The 20,966-nt window shown below is 72.2% G+C and carries 22 protein-coding genes and 1 tRNA gene; 14 read left to right on the top strand and 9 right to left on the bottom strand.

Features of this window, described 5'->3' with window-relative positions:
- Positions 1-111: 111 nt before the first annotated feature.
- The 3 genes from I847_RS0104170 to I847_RS0104160 are packed head-to-tail and all read left to right on the top strand — an operon-like array spanning position 112 to position 2,925.
- On the top strand, positions 112-567 hold the full coding sequence (locus I847_RS0104170) for an FMN-binding protein (protein ID WP_028048691.1): 456 nt from the start codon (positions 112-114) through the stop codon (positions 565-567).
- The gene (locus I847_RS0104165; protein WP_028048690.1) at positions 554-1,417 is read left to right on the top strand and encodes an FAD:protein FMN transferase; all 864 of its coding nucleotides are present in this window, start codon (positions 554-556) and stop codon (positions 1,415-1,417) included. Before I847_RS0104170 ends, I847_RS0104165 begins: the two co-directional genes overlap by 14 nt.
- Positions 1,414-2,925: a hypothetical protein gene (locus tag I847_RS0104160; RefSeq protein ID WP_028048689.1), complete on the top strand. Its 1,512-nt coding sequence runs from the start codon at positions 1,414-1,416 to the stop codon at positions 2,923-2,925. Before I847_RS0104165 ends, I847_RS0104160 begins: the two co-directional genes overlap by 4 nt.
- A gap of 44 nt (positions 2,926-2,969) precedes the next feature.
- Here I847_RS0104160 and I847_RS0104155 read toward each other — a convergent pair whose 3' ends face one another.
- The 5 genes from I847_RS0104155 to I847_RS21830 form a co-directional block, all read right to left on the bottom strand.
- The gene (locus I847_RS0104155; protein ID WP_028048688.1) at positions 2,970-4,232 is read right to left on the bottom strand and encodes a beta-ketoacyl synthase; all 1,263 of its coding nucleotides are present in this window, start codon (positions 4,230-4,232) and stop codon (positions 2,970-2,972) included.
- 96 nt (positions 4,233-4,328) lie between these two features.
- Positions 4,329-4,577 (bottom strand): acyl carrier protein, encoded by a 249-nt coding sequence (locus tag I847_RS0104150; RefSeq protein WP_028048687.1) that lies wholly within the window; start codon positions 4,575-4,577, stop codon positions 4,329-4,331.
- A gap of 78 nt (positions 4,578-4,655) precedes the next feature.
- Complete coding sequence (locus I847_RS0104145) at positions 4,656-5,660, bottom strand: beta-ketoacyl-ACP synthase III (RefSeq protein WP_028048686.1); 1,005 nt, start codon at positions 5,658-5,660, stop codon at positions 4,656-4,658.
- Positions 5,657-6,649, bottom strand: coding sequence for an ACP S-malonyltransferase (locus I847_RS0104140; protein WP_028048685.1), 993 nt, complete (start codon positions 6,647-6,649; stop codon positions 5,657-5,659). The genes I847_RS0104145 and I847_RS0104140 overlap by 4 nt, the downstream gene beginning before the upstream one ends.
- A gap of 79 nt (positions 6,650-6,728) precedes the next feature.
- Complete coding sequence (locus tag I847_RS21830; protein WP_081680407.1) at positions 6,729-7,973, bottom strand: CdaR family transcriptional regulator; 1,245 nt, start codon at positions 7,971-7,973, stop codon at positions 6,729-6,731.
- A gap of 114 nt (positions 7,974-8,087) precedes the next feature.
- On the opposite strand from I847_RS21830, the gene I847_RS0104130 reads away from it, so the two are divergent.
- A complete protein-coding gene (locus I847_RS0104130; RefSeq protein WP_028048684.1) occupies positions 8,088-8,768 on the top strand; it encodes a hypothetical protein in 681 nt (226 codons plus the stop codon).
- A 67-nt stretch (positions 8,769-8,835) separates the two neighbouring features.
- Here the strand turns inward: I847_RS0104130 and aceE are convergent, their stop codons facing one another.
- Positions 8,836-11,580, bottom strand: coding sequence for a pyruvate dehydrogenase (acetyl-transferring), homodimeric type (gene aceE / locus I847_RS0104125; protein WP_028048683.1), 2,745 nt, complete (start codon positions 11,578-11,580; stop codon positions 8,836-8,838).
- A gap of 311 nt (positions 11,581-11,891) precedes the next feature.
- On the opposite strand from aceE, the gene I847_RS0104120 reads away from it, so the two are divergent.
- From I847_RS0104120 to I847_RS21825, 5 genes are all read left to right on the top strand, one after another.
- Positions 11,892-12,311, top strand: coding sequence for a DUF3052 domain-containing protein (locus tag I847_RS0104120; RefSeq protein ID WP_028048682.1), 420 nt, complete (start codon positions 11,892-11,894; stop codon positions 12,309-12,311).
- 19 nt (positions 12,312-12,330) lie between these two features.
- The gene (locus tag I847_RS0104115) at positions 12,331-12,798 is read left to right on the top strand and encodes a peroxiredoxin (protein ID WP_028048681.1); all 468 of its coding nucleotides are present in this window, start codon (positions 12,331-12,333) and stop codon (positions 12,796-12,798) included.
- A 29-nt stretch (positions 12,799-12,827) separates the two neighbouring features.
- Positions 12,828-12,901: transfer RNA gene (locus I847_RS0104110), tRNA-Val, on the top strand.
- Between the two features lie 96 nt (positions 12,902-12,997).
- Positions 12,998-13,228 (top strand): helix-turn-helix domain-containing protein, encoded by a 231-nt coding sequence (locus I847_RS0104105; protein ID WP_051274487.1) that lies wholly within the window; start codon positions 12,998-13,000, stop codon positions 13,226-13,228.
- Positions 13,225-14,466 carry a type II toxin-antitoxin system HipA family toxin gene (locus I847_RS21825; RefSeq protein ID WP_051274423.1) on the top strand — a complete coding sequence of 414 codons (1,242 nt, stop codon included), beginning with the start codon at positions 13,225-13,227 and terminating at the stop codon, positions 14,464-14,466. The genes I847_RS0104105 and I847_RS21825 overlap by 4 nt, the downstream gene beginning before the upstream one ends.
- Positions 14,467-14,473: 7 nt before the next feature.
- Here the strand turns inward: I847_RS21825 and I847_RS26540 are convergent, their stop codons facing one another.
- Entirely contained in the window at positions 14,474-14,776 is a 303-nt protein-coding gene (locus tag I847_RS26540; protein WP_155855980.1) for a hypothetical protein, read from the bottom strand.
- Between I847_RS26540 and I847_RS26535 the strand changes: the two genes are divergently transcribed.
- The 5 genes from I847_RS26535 to I847_RS0104075 are packed head-to-tail and all read left to right on the top strand — an operon-like array spanning position 14,775 to position 18,994.
- Entirely contained in the window at positions 14,775-15,029 is a 255-nt protein-coding gene (locus I847_RS26535) for a hypothetical protein (protein ID WP_155855979.1), read from the top strand. The two genes, I847_RS26540 and I847_RS26535, sit on opposite strands and share 2 nt — an antisense overlap.
- Before the next feature lie 16 nt (positions 15,030-15,045).
- A complete protein-coding gene (locus I847_RS0104090) occupies positions 15,046-15,900 on the top strand; it encodes an MOSC domain-containing protein (RefSeq protein WP_231384066.1) in 855 nt (284 codons plus the stop codon).
- Positions 15,901-15,909: 9 nt separating this feature from the next.
- Positions 15,910-17,106: a Nif3-like dinuclear metal center hexameric protein gene (locus I847_RS0104085; RefSeq protein ID WP_028048677.1), complete on the top strand. Its 1,197-nt coding sequence runs from the start codon at positions 15,910-15,912 to the stop codon at positions 17,104-17,106.
- Positions 17,103-17,849 (top strand): zinc ribbon domain-containing protein, encoded by a 747-nt coding sequence (locus I847_RS0104080; RefSeq protein ID WP_028048676.1) that lies wholly within the window; start codon positions 17,103-17,105, stop codon positions 17,847-17,849. Before I847_RS0104085 ends, I847_RS0104080 begins: the two co-directional genes overlap by 4 nt.
- A complete protein-coding gene (locus I847_RS0104075) occupies positions 17,795-18,994 on the top strand; it encodes a bifunctional RNase H/acid phosphatase (RefSeq protein ID WP_369751701.1) in 1,200 nt (399 codons plus the stop codon). Before I847_RS0104080 ends, I847_RS0104075 begins: the two co-directional genes overlap by 55 nt.
- Here I847_RS0104075 and I847_RS0104070 read toward each other — a convergent pair.
- Together I847_RS0104070 and I847_RS0104065 are read right to left on the bottom strand one after the other, a co-directional pair.
- The gene (locus I847_RS0104070; RefSeq protein ID WP_028048674.1) at positions 18,991-20,151 is read right to left on the bottom strand and encodes an SLC13 family permease; all 1,161 of its coding nucleotides are present in this window, start codon (positions 20,149-20,151) and stop codon (positions 18,991-18,993) included. The two genes, I847_RS0104075 and I847_RS0104070, sit on opposite strands and share 4 nt — an antisense overlap.
- Positions 20,148-20,930, bottom strand: coding sequence for a YaaA family protein (locus tag I847_RS0104065; RefSeq protein ID WP_028048673.1), 783 nt, complete (start codon positions 20,928-20,930; stop codon positions 20,148-20,150). The genes I847_RS0104070 and I847_RS0104065 overlap by 4 nt, the downstream gene beginning before the upstream one ends.
- Positions 20,931-20,966: the final 36 nt, after the last annotated feature.

Raw genomic sequence — 20,966 nt, 5'->3', positions numbered from 1 at the left:
TGGATCGCCCGGGTGCTGGACCGGCTTGGCGGCGAGCGGGTGAAATTCTCTACAGTGCTTCCAGAGTCGCGATCTCACGCCGCTGGTCGGCACGAACTTGGAGCACTTCCCATGAGGACACCCCACAGGCACACGGTCGCGCTCGTTTCCGGAGCGTCACTGGTCGCGGCACTCGCGTCCTGCTCGCAGTCGACGGACCACGGGACCGGCGCGGACGTGGCCGCGAGCACGACCGCGACGGAGTCAGCACCCTCCTCCACGAACGTCTCGGACTACAAGAACGGCACCTACACCGCGACCGGGGCCTACACGTCCCCGGCAGGTGACGAGTCGATCGGGGTCTCCGTCACGCTCGCGGACGGCGTGATCACCGCTGTCGCCGTGACGCCCGCGGCGACCAACCCGATGAGCCAGAAGTTCCAGAGCGCGTTCGCCTCCGCGGTGTCCGGCGTGGTCGTCGGGAAGGCTGTCGCCGACGCGGACGTCGACGTCGTCTCCGGCGCGTCCCTCACGCCGGAGGGCTTCAACGCGGCGCTGGCGCAGATCGCGTCCGATGCGCACGCCTGATGCGTCGTTCGACGCGATAGGTACCCGCTGGTCGATCTACCTCGACGGACCGCTCGACGTCGTCACGTTGCGGCGGGTCCGTGACCGGATCGACGCGTACGACGCCGTCTGGTCGCGGTTCCGAGCCGACTCGCTGGTCAGCCTGATGGCGCGGGAGGCGGGCACCTACCGCCTGCCCGCCGAGGCCGGGCCACTGCTCGACCTCTACGCGCTGCTGGGTCGAGTCACGGACGGGGCGGTCTCACCCCTGGTGGGGCGGAGCCTCGTTCGCCTCGGCTACGACGCCGACTACTCCCTGCGACCCTCCGGCGCACCCGAGGCGGCACCCGCCTGGGATGCCGTGCTCGAGCGCGACGGCGATGTGCTGGTCGTTCGAGAACCCGTGCTGCTCGACGTCGGCGCTGCCGGGAAGGGTCAGCTCGTGGATCTCGTCGCCGCCGAGCTGAGGGCGTGCGGGATCGAGCAGTACGTCGTCGACGCCGGCGGCGACCTGGTGCACCGCGGGGGTGAGGCGTTCCGGGTCGCGTTGCAGCAGCCCGGCGACGCGACGCGTGCCGTCGGTGTGGTGGAGCTTGCCGACGCCGCGCTGTGCGGCTCGGCGGTGGACCGACGGGCTTGGGGTGACGGGTTGCACCACGTCCTCGACGCGAGGACGGGCATGCCCACGAAGCGCGTGGCTGCCACGTGGGTGGTGGCGCCGTGCGCGATGGTCGCCGACGGTCTGGCGACCGCGCACTTCTTCGCCGATGCAGACCTGCTCGAAGCCGCGATTCCGCATACGTACGCGCGGCTCGGGTCCGACGGGCGGCTGCGCTACTCGCTGGGCCTCCAGGGGGAGGTCTTCGCATGAGCGGCCTGTCCGGATCCCTCGGGAAGACCACGATGTACCGCGTCACGACGTGGGCCCTCGGGGCGATCCTCCTGTCCGCGATCGTGCTGGCACTGGTCGGCTCGGTGCATCAGGACCCCCTGGCGATCTTCCTGGGCGCGGTCGTGGCCGTCGCCGTCACGGCCCTCACGAGCCGACTGTGCGGCGCCCTGTGGCGGACGCGCGTGCACGTCGAGTCCTCGGTGATCACCGGGCTCATCCTCGCGCTCCTGTTCTGGCCACAGCTGAACGTGGCCTCGTTCCTCACGATCGCGGCTGCCGCCGTCGTCGCCGGCCTCTCCAAGTTCCTGATCGCGGTACGGGCCCGGCACCTGCTCAACCCCGCGGCGGCCGGCGCCTTTCTCGGGGGGCTCGTCGCCGTGCCGTTCGGCGGCTTCCCTGCAGCGTGGTGGGTCGCGACGCCGGCGCTGCTGCCGGTGGTCGCCCTCGCCGGGCTCGCCGTCGTCCTGCGCACGCGGCGCGCACTGCTGGTGGCCACCTATCTCGTCGCGTCGCTGGCGGTCGTGGTTTCCCGGCTCGTCTCCGACGGGTCCCCGCCGCTCGACGCCCTCGTCACCGCGTTCCAGTCCTACCCCCTCGTGTTTGCCGCGTGCTTCATGCTCACCGAGCCGCTGACCTTGCCGCCGCGACGACGACAGCAGCTCGCCGAGGCGGCTGTGGTCGGTGCGCTGACGTTCGTGCCGTTCCACTTCGGCTCGGTGTACAGCTCGCCGGAGCTGGCGCTGCTGGTGGGGAACGTCCTGGCGTTCCTGTTCGGTCAGCGTCGTGCGGTCCACCTCCGGGTGCAGGGGCACCGGACCGTCGTCCCCGGCGTGCGCGAGGTCGCCTTCGCGCCCGAGAACCCGGTGCGCTGGGAGCCTGGGCAGTGGATCGAGCTGCACATCCCGCACGCCGACGCCGACGGGCGTGGCTCCCGGCGGGTGTTCTCGATGTCCAGCGCGCCCGGCGACGAGCTGACCGTGGCGTTCCGGCTCTCGGACGCACCGAGCACCTTCAAGGCCGCCCTGAGCTCCGTCCCCGAGGGGGGCCTCGTACGGGCCACGGCCGTCGGTGGCGACTTCCTGCTCCCGCGCGACGCCTCGGTGCCGCTGCTGCTCGTCGCGGGCGGGATCGGCGTGACCCCGTTCGTCAGCCACCTCGCGTCCCTCGTGCGCTCCGGCGACCCGCGCGACGTCGTGGTCGTCCTGCTCCTGGGTCCTGGTGACCCCCCCGCGTACCCGGACGTGCTGCTCGCCTCGGGCGCGCGCGTCGTCGTCGTGTCGCCGGCGATCCCCGACGACCTGCCCCAGTGCTGGACCCACGTGTCCGCGCCCCTGCTCGACGCAGAGCTGCTGCGGGCGCAGGTCCCGGACGCCGCGAGCCGGGTCGGCTACGTCTCGGGCTCGCCCGGCATGGTCGACCACGCCCGCAAGGTCCTGCGTGGCGCAGGCGTCCGGCGTGTCCGGACGGACACGTTCAGCGGGTACTGACGGTCCGCTGCTGACGGTCAGCGGCGCTGAGCGTCACCCGGGCGTCAGACCGAGGCGACGACCAGGGCGACGTTGTGTCCGCCGAACCCGAACGAGTTGTTCACGGCACCGATCTGGCCGTCCCGCAGCGCGCGGGGCTTGTCGCGGACCAGGTCCAGCACCAGCTCGGGGTCGGGGTTCTCGACGTTGATCGTCGGCGGTGCCTGCCGCTCGTGCAGCGCCAGCACGGTGAAGATCGTCTCCAGAGCGCCCGCGCCACCCAGCAGGTGGCCGGTCATCGACTTGGTGGCCGAGAGGGCGACGTGGTCGGCCTCGTCACCCAGCAGACCGCGGATCGAGCGGGCCTCGATGAGGTCACCGACCACGGTCGACGTCGCGTGCGCGTTGACGTGCACGATGTCGGTCCGCGCGATCCCTGACTCCTCGAGCGCGGCCTTCATGGCGCGGATCTGACCGTCGCCCGACGGCTCGGGGGAGGTGATGTGGTAACCGTCGGCGGACAGACCGATGCCGGCGATCCGCGCGTAGACGCGGGCGCCACGCGCGGCGGCGTGCTCGGCGCTCTCGAGGATGACGATGCCGGAGCCCTCGCCGATCACGAAGCCGTCGCGGTCGACGTCGTACGGGCGGGACGCGCCCTCGGGGTCGTGGTTGCGGAGCGAGAGGGTGCGCGACGCGGCGAAGGCGGCGACGGGCATCGGGTGGATCGTTGCCTCGGTACCACCGGCGATGACGACGTCCGCGCGTCCGCTGCGGATCATCTCGACCCCGTAGCCGATCGCCTCGGCGCCCGACGCGCAGGCCGAGACGAGCGCGTGCGCGCCGGCCCGGGCACCGAACTCCAGCGAGACGTAGGCGGTCGGCGAGTTGGGCATGAGCATGGGGACGGTCATCGGCAGGACGCGACGGGCGCCCCCGTCCGGGTTGGTGAGGAGCTTCTCCCACGCGTCGAGGATGGTCTGCAGGCCGCCGATGCCGGACGAGACGACCGACCCGAGCCGGTCACCGTCGACCTCGGGCGAACCGGCGTCGGCCCAGGCCTCGCGGGCCGCGATGATCGCGTACTGCGCGGACGGGTCCATCTTCTTCTGCTCGGGACGGGTCAGGACCTCCCCGGGGTCGACCTTGATGGTCGCCGCGAACTCGACGGGGATGCCGAAGGTCCCGGCCCGCTCGAACCAGGCGTCGTCGAAGCGCCGCGCACCGGACTCGCCGTTCAGTGCGGCGGCCCAGGTGCTGGTCACGTCCCCACCCAGCGGGGTGGTCGCGCCCAGTCCCGTGACGACGACATCAGGTACGTGGCTCATCGGTGCTCCAGGTCGGATCTTGGGGGCTGTTCAGGTGTGGACCGCCCGGGCGGGCACGGGATGCGCCGGCCCGGACGGACCCGGGGTGGGACAGGCTCAGGCCTGCGCACCCGCGATGAAGCTGACGGCGTCGCCGACGGTCGCGAGGTTCTTGACCTCGTCGTCCGGGATGGTGACCTCGAACTTCTCCTCGGCCAGCGTGACGATCGTCATCATCGACAGCGAGTCGATGTCGAGGTCGTCGGTGAAGGACTTCTCGGGCAGGACGGAGTCCGTCGGAAGGCCGGTCTCCTCGCTGACGATCTCGGCCAGTCCGGCCAGGATCTCCTGCTCGCTGTACGCCATCGGTATCTCCTCGTTAGTCGGGTTCGTGCTGTGTGGGGTCGGACGAACGGTACAGGGGGGGCCGCACCGACAGATGACTCAGGGCAGGACCACGACCTGCGCCGCATAGACCAGACCGGCGCCGAAGCCGATCTGCAGGGCGAGCGCGCCGCTGGACACCTGTCCCTCGCGGAGCAGTCGCTCGGTCGCGAGCGGGATCGAGGCCGCAGACGTGTTGCCGGTGTCGGCGATGTCCCGGCCGACGACGACGGACTCCGGAAGCTTCAGGGTCTTGATCATCTGGTCGATGATCCGCATGTTCGCCTGGTGCGGGATGAACGCCTCGATCTGGTCGGCCGTCACGCCCGCGGCGTCCATCGCCTTCTGCGCGACGGGTGCCATCTGCCAGACGGCCCACTTGTAGACGCTCTGGCCCTCCTGGCGCAGCGTGGGCCAGCCGAGACCCTCGTCGCGCGTCGCGAGCCACGAGTGCGTCTGACGGATCGCGTGCGCCTGGGCACCGTCGGAGCCCCAGATCGTCGGGCCGATCCCCGGGGTGTCCGAGGGGCCGACGACGACCGCGCCGGCTCCGTCGCCGAGCAGGAAGGAGATCGAGCGGTCGGTGGGGTCGACGAAGTCGCTCATCTTCTCGGCTCCGATGACCAGCACGTTGCGCGCGGTTCCGGCGCGCACCAGGGCGTCTGCCTGGCCGATGCCGTAGCAGTACCCGGCGCACGCCGCGGAGATGTCGAACGCGGCCGCGGGGGAGGCGCCGATGCGGTCAGCGATGATCGCGGCGCCCGCCGGGGTCTGGTGGAAGTACGTGACCGTGGACAGGATCACGACGTCGATGTCCGCGCCGGTCAGGCCCGCGTCCTTGAGCGCGAGGTTGGCGGCGTCCGTGGCGAGGTCGATCACGTCGGTGCCCGCCCCCGCACGGCGACGCGTCACGATGCCGGTGCGCTGGCGGATCCACTCGTCCGACGAGTCGATCGGGCCGGCGATGTCGTCGTTCGTGACCACGTTCTCGCCGCGGACGCCGCCGAGGCCGAGGATGCGGGTGTGCGCCGGTCCGGTGGCCTGCGTGAGGGTGGGACGGGTCACGACGGGTTCTCCAGGCTGTTCGCGGGGATGGTGTTCGCGGCGGTACCGCCGTGCCGACGGATGAGGTCGCGTGCTGCGTCCAGGTCGGCGGGGGTCTTGACGGCGACGGTCTCGACCCCGGGCAGCGTACGCCGCGCCAGCCCCGTGAGCACGCCGCCGGGCGCGAGCTCGAGCAGCCCGGTGACCCCGAGCCGCTGCAGTGTCGCCTGGCAGAGGTCCCAGCGGACGGGGTTGGCGACCTGGGCGACGATGAGCTCGACGGCCCGGGCGCCGGAGGCCGTCACGGACCCGTCGGAGTTGGTGAGCAGCGGCACCATCGGCTCGCCCGGTGTCACGTCCTCGGCCGCCGCTCGCAGCTCGGCGACCGCCGAGGCCATGTGCTGCGTGTGGAACGCGCCGGCAACCTGCAGGGTGATCACGCGTGCCTTCGCAGGCGGGGCCGCGGCGAACGCGGCCAGTGCGTCGAGCGTCCCGGCTGCGACTACCTGCCCGCCGCCGTTGACGTTCGCGGGGACGAGCCCGTGCTGCGCAAGCAGGGCAAGGACCTCGTCGGGGTCGCCACCCAGCACCGCGCTCATCCCGGTGGGCGTCGTGGCGGCCGCGCGGGCCATCGCAGCGCCGCGGATCGTCACCAGGCGCAGGGCCTCGTCGTCCGTCAGCACACCAGCGATCGCGGCGGCGGCCAGCTCCCCGACGGAGTGGCCCGCGGTGGCGTCGAGCAACGGCGCGGCAGCCATGGCGAGCGGGGCGCCGGCGTCGATGTCGAGGACCGCGCGCAGGCTGGCGAGCGCGGACGCCACCAGCAGCGGCTGGGCCACGGCCGTGTCACGGATCGTGTCGGCGTCGGACGTGGTGCCGTGGGCTACCAGGTCCAGGCCCGTGGTGGCACCGGCCCTCGCGATCGACTCGGCGACGGACGACAGCTCGAGCCACGGGGCGAGCATGCCGGGGGACTGGGCGCCCTGACCAGGGCAGACGACGACGAGCACGCCCCCAACTCTGCCGTCCCGGCGCCGCATCACCCGGTCACGGCGTCCACCAACCTTCCCGGGCGGCCTTGTACCTCTCCTACAAAGAGGCCGCGTCCAGGCGGCCGAGCGCCAACGCGATCTGCAGGACGTAGGACTCGCGGGCGTCGAGCGGATCCCAGCCGGTCACGTCGGCGACCCGGCGCAGGCGGTACCGGACGGTGTTCGGGTGCACGTACAGCGTGCGCGCAGCGGCCTCCAGGGAGCGTCCCGTGCCGAGATAGGCGGAGAGCGTCTCGAGCAGCGAGCCCTGGCTGGCGGCGAGCGGGCCGTACGCCTGCGCGACCAGCGTCCGACGAGCGGTCTCGTCACCGATCAGCACCCGCTCGGGCAGGAGCTCGTCGGCCTGCACGGGTCGCGGAGCCTCCTCCCAGGCGGGCGCGGCGAGCAAGCCGGACAGCGCTGCTCGGGCGGACCTCGCCGAGTCGGTGAGATCGCCGACCACCGGCCCGATCACGACGGGTCCCGGGCCGAACCGGGGGAGCAGGGTCGACGCCGCCGCACGGAGGTCACCCTCCCCACCGAGGAAGACGACGAGACGGTCCCCCTGGATGCCGACGAGCGCGTCGCCGGCCGCACGACGGGTCGCTCTGCGCAGCTCGGCGGCGCGGACGTCGTCGAGTGCGGAGGTCGTCGTGCCCACCATGACCAGCGTCGATCCTCGTCCGCTCCATCCCAGCGCCGCGATCCGCGACCGCAGCGCGTCGTCCGCGTCCCCGCGGACCAGGGCGTCCACGACCAGCGCCTCGAGCCGGGCGTCCCACGCGCCGCGCATCTCAGCCGCTCTGGCGTAGACCTCGGCTGCCGAGAACGCGACCTCCCGGGAGTAGCGAAGAACTGCCTCACGGACCTCCCGCTCGTCGCCGGGTGCGGCCAGACGGTCGCTGTTCGTCTCGACCACGTCGACCACCACACGCACGAGCTGCAGGGTGTGCTGCAGGGAGATCGACCGCGTGAGCTCAGGCGGTGCGGTCGCGAAGATGTCACCGACGCCGTGCGGGGGACGCGTCGGCTCGGCGAACCACGTGACGAACGCGGTGATCCCGGCCTGCGCGATCAGGCCGACCCAGGAGCGGTCCTCGGCGGGGAGCGCGCGGTACCACTCCAGGTCCTCGTCGAGCCTGCGCATCGCCGCCGCTGACAGCAGGCCGGCGCCTTCCCGTACGCGGCGCTGCGTCTCAGGTCCGCCGCGCGCGTCCGACGCGGGCGTCGTCAACCGAGCCGGCGGTGTCCGTCGCGGGCGTGCCGGGGGAGCCTTCGTGGGCCCGTCGAGGGTGCTGGACATGGGCCGAGCATAGGGTCCGGGTTGTGGGAAGTCGACAAACGTTGCCCCGTGCACAGCCGTGTCGGGGGCACCCTCGGCCGGTGTGATTCCTCCCTTACGGGATATGGTCGTTTCATGGCACTCCTGCCCCGCTTGCGTCAGCTCATGCGACGGCCGTCTTCGGCCTCGCGGGTTGGCGCGCGTCGGCCGACCACCGCCGCGCGGCGTGGGGACACGCTCCATGAGGACGCGCTGCGCTCGATGTTGAGCGACGACCCGAACAACGAACGGGCCTTCGTCGCGCTGGCCGAGATCGTCCGCCGCAGGGCTGCCGAGGCCACCATCGCCGACGAGGACCCGCTCGCAGCCCCGACCGACGACGGTGAACGCCGGCGTGCCGCGGACCTCGCTGTCTGGGCCTTGGGCGAGGAGCTCGCCGGGAACCCGCGCGCCTGGTACCCGCTCATCGAGGTCGCGCGACTGTCGGTCGCCGACGACCACGAGGGAACTCTGCGCCGGCTCACGACCGCAGCGGAGCGGGACCCGTCCGGGCGGGCCCTGGTCGAGGCGTTGGCACTGCTGCGCAGTGCGGACATGCCGGTCGACGCAGTCGGCCTCGGCGTCGGGCACTGGCGCCCGCGTGAGCACGACCCGGAGGTGGGCCGGCAGCTGGTCCTCGCGTCGATCGAGGCGGGCCGGCCGCTCGAGGCCAAGCAGCACCTCGCCGCCCTCGACCTGCATCCCGACACGGCGGCGACCGCCGAGCTCAAGCTCGAGCTCGCGCATGAGCTGGCGCGGGCCGAGCAGAACAACTGATCCACCCGCTCGGGCACCGACGACGAAGGCCCGGGCGAGCGCCCGGGCCATCGTCATGCGTCAGCGGTCAGCTCTCGCCGCCCGCATTGCCGGACGTGCCGGCGGTGACGTCGTGCAGGCGGTAGCGATCGATCGCCTGTCCGACCACCGCGGGGTCGACCGCGCCCGAACGGGCCAGCTGCTGCAGCACGCGCACGACCGTGGACGGGCCGTCGATCTTGAAGTGACGACGGGCCGCCGCGCGGGTGTCCGAGAAGCCGAAGCCGTCGGCGCCGAGCGTCGCGTACGTGCCGGGGATCCAGGCGCGGACCTGGTCGGCGACGAGGTGGTCGTAGTCCGTCGTCGCGACGAACGGACCCTCGGCGCCCTGCAGCTTCTGCGTGAGGTACGGGACGCGTTCCTCTTCGCCGGGGTGCAGGTAGGCCCGCTGGTCGGCGGCCAGACCGTCGCGACGGAGCTCGTTCCAGCTCGTCACTGACCAGACGGCTGCCTGGACACCCCAGTCGTCGGCGAGCAGCTGCTTGGCCTCGAGCGCCCACGGCACCGCCACGCCCGACGCCAGGATCTGGGCACGCGGCCCGTCACCCTCGATCGGCGAGATCAGGTGGATGCCGCGCAGGATGCCCTCGACGTCGACGTTCTCCGGCTCGGCCGGCTGCCGCATCGGCTCGTTGTAGACCGTGAGGTAGTAGATGACGTTCGGGTCGCGGTCGTCGTTCTCGCCGTACATCCGGTGGATGCCGTCGCGGACGATGTGCCGGATCTCGTACCCGTACGCCGGGTCGTAGTGCACGACGTGCGACATGGTCCCGGCCAGCAGCGGGGAGTGTCCGTCGGCGTGCTGCAGACCCTCGCCCGTGAGGGTGGTGCGGCCGGCGGTGGCGCCGATGAGGAACCCCCGGGCCATCTGGTCGCCGGCGGCCCAGAACTGGTCGCCGGTGCGCTGGAACCCGAACATCGAGTAGTAGAAGTAGAACGGGATCAGCGGCTCGCCGTGCGTCGCGTAGGACGTGCCGACGGCCTGGAACGCCGACGCGCTCCCTGCCTCGTTGATGCCCGTGTGCATGATCTGGCCGGACTCGGACTCCTTGTAGGAGAGCATGAGCTCGCGGTCCACGGCCATGTAGTTCTGGCCGTTCGTGTTGAAGATCTTGGCGCTCGGGAAGATCGAGTCCAGGCCGAACGTGCGGGCCTCGTCGGGGATGATCGGGACCAGGCGGTGACCGAACTCCTTGTCGCGCACCAGGTCCTTGAACAGGCGCACGAGCGCCATGGTCGTGGCGACCTCCTGGTGACCCGAGCCCTTCGCCAGGCCCTCGTAGACCTTGTCCTCCGGGAGGACGAGGGTCTTGTGGGTGGTCCGACGCTCGGGCACGAACCCGCCGAGCTGGCGGCGGCGGTCGAGCATGTACCGGATGCCCTCGTCCTCGGTGCCGGGGTGGTAGTACGGCGGGACGTACGGGTTGGCGTCGATCTGCTCGTCCGTGATCGGGATGTGCAGCGAGTCGCGCAGGGTCTTGAGGTCGTCGCCCTTGAGCTTCTTCATCTGGTGCGTGGCGTTGCGCCCGGCGAAGCCCGAGCCCAGGCCGTAGCCCTTGATGGTGTGCGCGAGGATGACCGTCGGCTGACCCGTGTGCTCGCGGGCGGCCTTGTAGGCGGCGTAGATCTTGCGGTAGTCGTGCCCGCCGCGCTTGAGCGCCCAGATCTCGTCGTCGGTCATCTTCTCGACCAGCTGCTTGGTGCGCGGGTCGCGGCCGAAGAAGTGCTCGCGGATGAACGCGCCGTTCTCGGCCCGGAACGTCTGGAAGTCGCCGTCCGGGGTCGTGTTCATCAGGTTGACCAGCGCGCGGTCCTTGTCGGCGTTGAGCAGGGCGTCCCACTCGCGGCCCCAGACGACCTTGATGACGTTCCAGCCGGCGCCGCGGAACTGCGCCTCGAGCTCCTGGATGATCTTGCCGTTGCCGCGCACCGGGCCGTCGAGCCGCTGCAGGTTGCAGTTGACGACGAAGGTGAGGTTGTCCAGGCCCTGCTGGCCGGCCAGCTGGAGCATGCCGCGGGACTCAGGCTCGTCCATCTCGCCGTCGCCGAGGAACGCCCACACGTCCTGCTGGCTGGTGTCCTTGATGCCGCGCAGGTGCAGGTACCGGTTGGTCCAGGCCTGGTAGATCGCCGACGACGGGCCGAGGCCCATCGAGACCGTGGGGAACTCCCACAGGTCCGGCGCCAGGCGCGGGTGCGGGTAGGACGGCAGCCCGCCGCCCGGGTGGGACAGCTCCTGACGGAACCCGTCGAGCTGGTGCTCGGACAGCCGCCCCTCCAGGAAGGCGCGGGCGTACACGCCGGGGGAGGCGTGGCCCTGGAAGTAGACCTGGTCACCGCCGCCCGGGTGGTCCTTGCCGCGGAAGAAGTGGTTGAGGCCCACCTCGGTCAGCGTCGCGACGGACGCGTACGAGGAGATGTGCCCGCCGACGCCCACACCGGGCCGCTGCGCGCGCGTCACCATCACGGCGGCGTTCCAGCGGATCCAGGATCGGTAGCGACGCTCGAGCGCCTCGTCGCCCGGGAAGTACGGCTCGTCGTGCACCGCGATGGTGTTCACGTACGGCGTGTTGAGCGAGGCCGGGATGGCCACGTTCCGCTGTCGGGCGTGCCGCAGCATGCTCAGCAGCACGTACCGCGCGCGCGGTCCGCCCTTCTCGTCGATGAGTCCGTCGAGGGACTCCACCCATTCGCCGGTCTCGTCCGGATCGATGTCCGGGACCTGGCTGAGCAGGCCGCCGATGAGCGGTCCCGTCTCGTCGATCGAAGCCACCTGCGCTCCTAGCGTCTCGTCCGCGCGCACGAGCCCGGTCGGCATCGGCGGCGCATCTGTGCCCTGCCCCGTCGCGTACGCCTGCCTGGGCGCGGTGACGAGGTGCGGGTAGTCGACCCATTCTCGGACCCCGACGGCCTGAAAGTCACACCGAGCGTCCCGAAGCGACACGTGACGTCCGTGACACCGGTCGTGCGGTTGTCTCCGACCTCGTGTCTTGCCAGGCCACGTGCCCGTGCGGTGGGCTACGGTTTGGCAACAGGTTGCGTCGTCCCGGCCCGGGGCGAGCGAGGGAAGGGATCGGTCAGGACGTGTCATCCACCACGGACGACGCCGCGAACGCGGCTTCTCGTCTGGGTTTCGCCGCGGGACAGGTGATCCAGGAGTTCGGCTACGACGACGACGTCGACGACACGCTGCGGTCCGGGCTCGAGGCCATCACCGGTACCGAGCTTGTCGACGAGGACTACGACGACGTCACCGACGGTGCCGTGATCTGGTTCCGGCAGGATGACGGGGACCTCACGGACGCGCTCGTCGACGCCCTCACCGTGCTCGACGACAACGGCCCCATCTGGGTGCTCACCCCGAAGGCAGGTCGCACCGGCCACGTGTCGCACAGCGACATCGAGGAGGCCGCGACGACGTCCGGCCTGCACGCGATGAGCACCCTGTCGATCGCCACCGACTGGTCGGCAACCCGACTTGCCGCCAGAGGCCGCGGGCGTTGACGGTTGTTAGGGTCGCTCCATGACGACCCCCGCGCTCGGTGAAGCGCCCCCGGACTTCTCCCTGCCGGACACGCACGGGACGCCGGTCACCCTGAGCGGCCTGCGTGGTGGTCCCACGGTCCTGGTCTTCGTCCCGTTCGCGTTCTCGCGCACGTGCACCGGCGAGCTGTGCGAGCTGCGCGACAACATCGCCGACTTCGAGAGTGCCGGGGTGCACGTGGCGGTCATCTCCTGCGACCCCCAGCACTCGCTGCGCGCCTGGGCCACCCAGGAGGGGTTCGGGTTCGACCTGCTGTCGGACTTCTGGCCGCACGGCGAGGTCGCGCGGGCCTACGGCGTCTTCGACGAGGCCAAGGGGCACGCGGTCCGGGGCAGCTTCCTCGTCGACGGTGACGGCATCCTGCGCTGGTCCGTCGTGAACCCACCCGGTCGTGCGCGCGAGCTGTCCGACTACCGGGCCGCGGTCGCAGCACTCGTCGCTGCCTGACCGGTAGGCTGAGCGCCCGTCGTCGTCAGGGGCCTGTAGCTCAGCTGGTCAGAGCGCCGCGTTTACACCGCGGAGGTCGCCGGTTCGAAACCGGCCGGGCCCACCCCTCTCTCGTGCGTCACCATATGGTGACATCGGGCATGAGTAACGATATCGTTACCACCGCCCGATGTGCGGATATGGTGACATGGAGGCCCTCATGAGCGACGAGCTGCCGTGGGCGTGGGTGACCCGCCCCAGTGACCTCGGCCAGTTCCTGCGGGAGACGCGCACGGCCCGCGGGCTGACGCAGGCCGAGCTGGCCGACGAGCTCGGCATCTCCCGCAGGTACGTCAACGAGATCGAGCAGGGCAAGCCGAGCCTGTACACCGACCGGCTGTTCGCGGTGCTGCGCGAGCTGGGGGTCGTCCTGCGGGTCGAGCAACGGTGACCGGCGCCCTGGACGTCTGGCTCTACGGCACGCTGGCCGCCACCGTGCGCCCGGAGCGGTCGGGCATCGCGCTGAGGTGGAGCGACGAGGCCCTGCGCCGTTGGGGGAACGGTTCCCGGGTCCTCTCCCACCTGCTGCCCGTGGGGACGCCCGAGGGTCGGCAGCCCACCCGCGTCCGGGTCTGGCTCGAGGGGTTGCTCCCGGAAGGACGCGCCCGCAGCACCATGGCTGCCGAGCACCGCATCGACCCCGACGACACGCTGGCGATGCTGGCGGTGTACGGCAAGGACACCGCCGGCGCCGTCGTGCTCGTCGACGAGGGGGCCCCGGACCCGGCAACGACCGGCCGGCTCGAGCCCGTCGACGCCGACGAGATCGCCGCGATGCTGACCCATGCGGCACGGCACGGCGGAGGTGGCGAGCGACTGGACTCCCTGACGTCCCTCGCCGGGCTGGAACCCAAGGTCGCGCTCGCGAAGACGCCCGGCGGGTGGGCCCGGGTGCGTGGCGGTGCACCGTCGACCCACATCCTCAAGCTGTCCCGGCCGGACCGGTCGGCGACGCGTGACCTCATCGACACCGAGGCGGCCGCGCTCGACCTGGCTCGGCGCGTCGGGCTGACCAGCGTGCAGGCACGGGTCGAGCGGTTCGCGGACGTGCGAGCGATCGTCGTGGAGCGGTACGACCGCGTCACCGACGGCGGCTCGGTGCGTCGCGTCCACCAGGAAGACCTCGCTCAGGCGCTCGGCCTGTCCACGGCGGACCCCGACCGCAAGTTCCAGCGTGGGCGCGCCCTCCCGTCCTACGCGGCGGCTGCTCGCGTGCTCACGGACGGCGGATCCACCACCGACCCGCTGCTGCGGCTCGCCACCTTCACCGTGCTGGTCGGCAACACCGACGCGCACGCCAAGAACCACTCGTTCGTGCGCCAGGACGACGGGGCGAGGGTCCGTCTGGCACCGGCGTACGACGTGTCGATGCACGAGCACACCGGGGTCTCGTCGGGCCTCCTGGCGCTCGACGTCGCCGGCCGGCGGGCCATCGCCGACATCACCGTCGACGACCTCGTCGCGGAGGGTGTCTCCTGGGGTCTCCCGCCCGTCCGCGCGCGGCGGGCGGTGACCCAGACCGTCGAAGCGACCTCGGCCGCGCTGGTCGACATCGACCGGTCGGTGCACCCAGGCGTCTCCGCGGCGGCGTGGGACCACGTGGAGAGCCGCGTGCAGCGGCTCCGCTAGGCGCGGATCAGCCGAAGTCGCACTGCACGTGGCCCATCCCGGCGACCACGGGTGCGTCTCCGGTCCACCTGGCCACGAACGCGGCGGCGTCCGCGTCGGACGAGAAGAACACCGCCAGACCCCAGGCGTCCGACCAGATGTCCGTCCCGGGAGCTTCGAGGAGGGCGTCGGACGTGTCGTGGCAGCCGACCGGCATCGAGGCGACGTCGTACCCGGCCTCGGCAGCGGCGGTCTCGATCGGGTTCCACGACTCGGCGTCGTCCTCAGGCCCCGTGACCAGCCAGACGGCGGCGGCCTCTGTGCCCGACATGAAGTCTTCTTCCGACACGGCGGTCGGCCACTGGGCGGAGGGTCCGGCCGGTGTGCTGCTCGCGGCAGCGGCGGGTGAGGCATTCGGTGCATCGCTCGACGAGGACGTCGGTGACGGGGTCTCGGGGTCGAGCGTGCTCGCGCATGCGCTCAGCATGCAGGTGAGTGCGACGACGGACACGGCGACGGTGAGGCCACGGAGCATGCGGCACATGCTGGCAGAACGTGGCGGAACCTGTGCCGAGGTTGCCTGATTGTTATGGTCCGCTGGTGCCCGTCGTCTCCGCGCTGACCGTGTTCCCGGTGAAGTCCTTCGCCGGCACCCCGCTGTCGAGGATGGCCGTCGACGTCGCCGGACCGCGGGGCGACCGGCGCTGGATGCTGGTCGAGGACGACGGTGCCACCCTGACCGCGCGCAGGTTCCCGCGGATGCTGGCGGCGCACGCGAGGACCGTCGACGGAGGCGTGGAGCTGTCCGGCGCCGGTCTGCCGACGATCACCGTGGCTGAGCCGCAGGGAGCGCCCGATGTGCCGATCGAGATGACGCGCCTGCCGGTCGCGACCCATGCGGGCGCCGAGGCCGCGCAGTGGTGCTCCGAGCTGCTGGGGCGGTCGGTGCGGTTCGTGTGGCTCGACGACCCGCGGCGTCGGGGGATGTCCGAGCGGCACGGCGGCACGCTCGACGACCCGCTGGCGTTCACGGACACCGGCCCCGTGCACGTCACGACGACCGCGTCGCTGGCCCGGCTGAACCGCTGGGCCGACGAGGTCCACGACGAGCTGGTGCAGCAGGCGCTCGACGCCGGGCGGGTGCCGCCGGAGCCTCGCCCGACGCTCGACATGCGCCGGTTCCGGCCCAACATCGTCCTCGACGGAGACCTCGAGCCCTTCGAGGAGGACGGCTGGCCGACCGTGACCATCGGAGACGTCCTCCTCCGGTTCGCGGACACCTGCGGGCGGTGCGTGCTGACCACGATCGACCCGGACACGCAGCACAAGGGCAAGGAGCCGTTGCGCACGCTGGCCCGTCACCGGCGCCGCGACGGCGAGGTGTGGTTCGGGATCCAGATGGTGCCCGTCCGGACGGGCTCGATCGGCGTCGGCGACGTGGCCCGCGTTGGGTAACGTGCAGGCGTGACCGCAGCGACCCTGGCCGACGTCGTGCAGCTGCTCGAACGTCGCTACCCGCCCTCCACGGCGCAGTCCTGGGACGCGGTCGGGCTCGTGACGGGCGACCCGTCGCAGCCCGTCGCACGCGTCCTGTTCGCCGTCGACCCGGTCGCGACGGTCGTCGACGAGGCCGCGGCATGGGGGGCGGACCTCGTGGTGACCCACCACCCGTTGCTCCTCAAGCCGGTCCACTCGATCGCGGCGACGACCTTCAAGGGCGCGCTGCTGCACCGCCTGGTGCTCGGCGGGATCGGGCTCTACACGGCACACACCAACGCCGATGCGGCCTCGGGCGGCGTCGCAGACGCGCTCGCGCAGGCGCTCGGGCTCGTCGAGACCTCGCCGCTGGACGCCGCACCGGGCGAGGCGCTCGACAAGCACGTGGTCTTCGTGCCGGTCGCGGGCGCCGAGCGGGTCGTCGACGCGCTCGCCGCCGTGGGTGCCGGGGCGATCGGGGAGTACTCGCGGTGCGCGTGGACGTCGACCGGCGAAGGCACGTTCACGCCGTCGGAGCAGGCGAACCCCGCGATCGGCACCGCAGGCGTCGCGTCGAGGGTCGTCGAGGCCCGCGTCGAGATGGTCGCCCCGCGCCGGTTGCGCGCAGCCGTGGTCGCCGCCATGAGACAGGCGCACCCCTACGAGGAGCCTGCGTTCGACGTGCTGGAGCTCGCGTCCTGGCCGGGGTCGACCGGCATCGGCCGGGTCGGACGGCTGGCGGTGCCGACGACTCTGCGTGGGTTCGCGGACGTCGTCGCGAAGGCTCTGCCGTTCACGGAACAGGGTGTGAGGTTCGCCGGCGACCCGGACGGCCGGGTGGAACGCGTCGCCGTGGTGGGGGGGTCTGGCGACTCGCTGTTCGACGCGGTGCGTCGGTCCGGCGTCGACGCCTACGTGACGGCCGACCTGCGCCACCACCCGGCATCCGAGCTTCGGGAACGCGCGGAGCACGAGGACGGGCTCCCGTACCTTGTCGACGTCGCCCACTTCGCGTCCGAGTGGCCGTGGCTCGAGCACGCCGCTCGGGCCCTGCAGCACGATGCCGCCGCCGCGGGGACTACGGTTGAGGTGCGCGTCAGCACGTTGAGCACCGACCCGTGGACGGGTCGCGTCGCGAGCCCCGAGCAGACCGCACCACACGCCTCGACCGAAGGACACCCGTGACCACAGCCCCCGCAGCGGACCAGCGCCGACTGCTCGACGTCCAGGAGCTCGACACCCGGCTGGACCAGATCGCGCACAAGCGACGGACCCTGCCGGAGCTGGCACGCCTGGTGGAGCTCGACTCGCAGGTGGACGACCTGCACACCGCGTTGGTGACCAGCAGGACCGCGGTCGGCGACCTCAAGCGAGAGCTGACCAAGGCCGAGGCCGACGTCGAGCAGGTCGCCAACCGCGCCGCGCGGGACCAGGCGCGGCTCGACTCCGGTCAGGGGAGCCCGAAGGACCTGCAGGCGCTGCAGCACGAGCTGGTCGCGCTCGGTCGTCGGCAGTCGGACCTCGAGGAGGTCGAGCTGGACGTCATGGAGCGGCTCGAGGCGCACGAGAAGGCGCTGGCCGAGGTCACGAGCGCGCACGACTCGCTGGCGTCGCGTCGGGCCGCCGTCGTGGAGGAGCGGGATGCGGCGTTCGCAGCGCTGGACACCGACGCCGAGAAGATCCGCGCGGAGCGAGCTGTTGCGGTCCAGGGCCTCGACGCGGCACTGGTCGCCCTGTACGAGAAGCTTCGGGCGCAGCTGGGAGGTCGCGGGGCCGGTGCGCTGCGCGGTGCCCGCTGCGAGAGCTGCCGGCTCGAGCTGAACCCGCTGGACGTCGAGGCCATCCGCAAGGCGCCCGAGGACCAGGTGGTGCGGTGCGAGGAGTGCGGGCGGATCCTGGTGCGGCTGCCCGAGCAGCCGCGCGGCTGACCGTGGCGCGCCGGCTCGTCGTCGAGGCCGACGGCGGATCCCGGGGGAACCCGGGTCCGGCGGGATACGGCGCGCTGGTACGCGACGCCGACACCGGCGCGGTCCTCGCGGAGCGGGCCGAGTACCTCGGCGTCGTGTCCAACAACGTCGCCGAGTACTCCGGGCTCGTCGCCGGGCTGCGTGCTGCCGTCGCGATCGACCCGTCCGCCGACATCGAGGTCCGGATGGACTCGCGGCTCGTGATCGAGCAGATGCGCGGTGTGTGGCAGATCAAGCACGAGGACATGCGTCGGCTCGCTCGACTCGCCTCCGAGATCGTCGACCCCGCGCGCGTCACCTGGACCTGGGTGCCTCGCGCCCAGAACGGCGCCGCCGACCGCCTCGCGAACCTGGCCATGGACCGCAAGACCTCCCACGTGAGCGACGTCGCCGCACCGCCCCTCGGCCGGGCACCTCGACCGTCCGGCGCTGGCGTCCGGTTCGACGACGAGCAGCCCGTCACCGTGGTGCTCGTCCGGCACGGGCAGACGACGATGACCGTGTCGCGCGGCTACTCGGGGTCGGGCGTTCCCGGGCCGCCGCTCGACGAGACGGGTGTCCGACAGGCGCACGCCGCGGCGGACCTTGTCGACCGCGTCGGTCGCGACCTGTGGGGCGACATCCCTTACCCGAGCCTGGTGATCGCCTCCCCGATGGTCCGCACGCAGATGACCGGTTCGATCATCGCCGAGCGGCTCGGCCTGCCGGTCCGGACGGACCCGACGTTCCAGGAGGCGAACTTCGGCGACTGGGAGGGCCTGACCTCGGAGCAGATCGAGGAGCGCTGGCCCGGGCAGCTCGAGCCCTGGCACACGCAGGCGAACCTCCGCCCGCCGGGCGGGGAGTCGATCGAGGACGTGGGTGGCCGGGTGCGCCGCGGGCTCGAAGGCCTCCTGGCGGAGGGGGTCGACCGCACCGTCGTCGTGGTGAGCCACGCGGTGTCGATCCGTGCGGTGCTCGGCGTCACCATGGGCGCGCAGCCGTCGTCGTGGAGCCAGCTGAGGGTGGCGCCTGCGTCGGTGAGCATCGTCCGGCTCTTCGAGGACCGCCGCAACGAGGTCGCGGTCGTCGGTGCACCGAGCGAGGGCTGGGGCGGCCGCCCCTAGTGCGTCGCGACGAGGGCCAGCGTCGACAGCACGACGGCCACCGGCGCCAGCAGGAGACCCTGTCGCACGATCGTCCCGGTCGGCACGTCCAGCATCACCGTGCGGCAGCGCTGCCACCACAGGACCGTCGCCAATGATCCCCAGGGTGTGACCAGCGGTCCCACGCCCGTCCCGATGAGCAGGGCGCCGACGCGCAGCGGGTCGCCGCCCATCGCGGGTTCCAGGGCGAGGTAGGCGGGCAGGTTGTTGAGCCCGTTCGCGGCGAGCGCGCCGACGCCGGCCACCCGCAGGAGGTCCGTCGCGCCGTGGCCGGTGCCGGACGCGTCGGCGAGCAGGGTGCCCAGCCCGTGGGAGTGCAGCGTCTCGACGACGGCGAACAGGCCGAGGACGACGAGCAGGGTGCGCCACGGCACGAGCTCCCGGGCCCTCACGGGCAGCTTCTGGTGCCTGGCCAGCGTCACGAAGAGCAGGACGACCGCCGCAGCGATCGCCGTGGGTGCCGTCGGCGCACCGAGCGCGAACGCCACGCCGAGAACGATGACCGTCACGGCCGAGACGAGGAGCAGCGGCTTGTCGCGCGGGCGCCTGGGCAGGTTCGGGTCGAACGAGCCGCGCAGCACTCGTCTGTCGCGGAGTGCGAGGGCCGCGACCGTGACCACGATCGCCACGAGGGCGGGCGCCCACATCAGGCCCAGGTAGCCGACGCCGGCCTCTTCGAGCACGTGGTCGGCCAGCAGGTTGGTCAGGTTGGACACCGGCAGCACGAGCGACGCGGTGTTCGCCAGCGCGAGCACGGCCATCGCGAAGGGCAGCGGCGGTGTGTGGGTGCGTCGGGCGAGCGCGATGACGACCGGCGTCAGCAGCACCGCCGTCGTGTCCAGCGACAGGACCGTCGTGCTCAGGATCGCGAGCATGACGACCAGCGACCAGAGCGCCCAGCGCCGGTTCCGGGCGAGTCGCGCGGCCAGTCCGGCCGCCTGTTCGAACAGGCCGGCACCGGCGCACATCTCGGCGACCACGGTCAGACCCGCCACGAAGGCCAGGATGGGCAACGTGCGCTCGGCCAGCTCGACGGCATCGTCGTGGGGGAGCCAGCCGGTAGCCACCACCAGCACCGTCGCGAGGACGGCGACCAGCCACCACGGAACGCGCCTCACGCGACGACGAGCGACAGCGTCCGCGCACCTCGGGCCGGCGGGCCGAGCTCGACGGCGAGCAGGTCCGTGCCGACGAGCTCACCCGCGACCCGGGCCAGGGTCGTCGCGTCGTGCGGCGCCTTTCCGCGACGGGTGAGCAGGTGCCGGGTCAGCACCCCGCGCGTGTGCTTGGCGCTGTGCGACACCACCGATCGCGATCCGTCCCTCTCCTGACGGAGCACGCGCACCGCCACCCAGTCGGCGGTCCTCGGCGGGTGCCACGCCGCCAGGTAGGTCGCCGACCGGCAGTCGACGACCAGCTCGCCCTCGGCGCGTCCCTGCAGCTCGACTCCGAGCGCCGCCCTCCACGCACCCGCGAGCGGGCCGATGCCGGGCAGGTCCGTGCCCATCGACAGCCGGTACGCCGGGATGTGGTCGTCGGGTGCCACCAGACCCCACAGCCCGGACACGATGCGGACCGAGTCCGCCGCCCGCACCCGTGCCGTCGGTGTCAGCCGGTCCATCCCGGCCGCCGCGTAGAGGACCCCCGTGTAGACCTTCGTGGCCGGCGCCGTCGTTGCGGTGCGCAGCGCGACGTTCCGGGCGACGTCGTCGGCGATGCTCGGCCCGACGCCCAAGATGTCGAGCGCGTCCGGCGACGCGCTGACCGCGGCGAGCGCGTCGAGCACCTTCTCGCGCATCGGGGTCAGACCCGGGGCGGACAGGGCGTCGAGGTCCAGAAGGGGGCCGCGGGCGCGCGGCGGCGTCTTGCCCTCGGAGGGCGGCAGGAGCACGAGCACGCCTGAACTGTAGGCTCCGCGCGACGAGGCAACGCG

It is taken from the genome of Cellulomonas sp. URHD0024 (assembly GCF_000426185.1).
Lineage (GTDB): Bacteria > Actinomycetota > Actinomycetes > Actinomycetales > Cellulomonadaceae > Cellulomonas.
The sequence above is the reverse complement of the archived record's forward strand: the minus strand, read 5'-3'. Positions and strand labels throughout refer to the sequence as shown.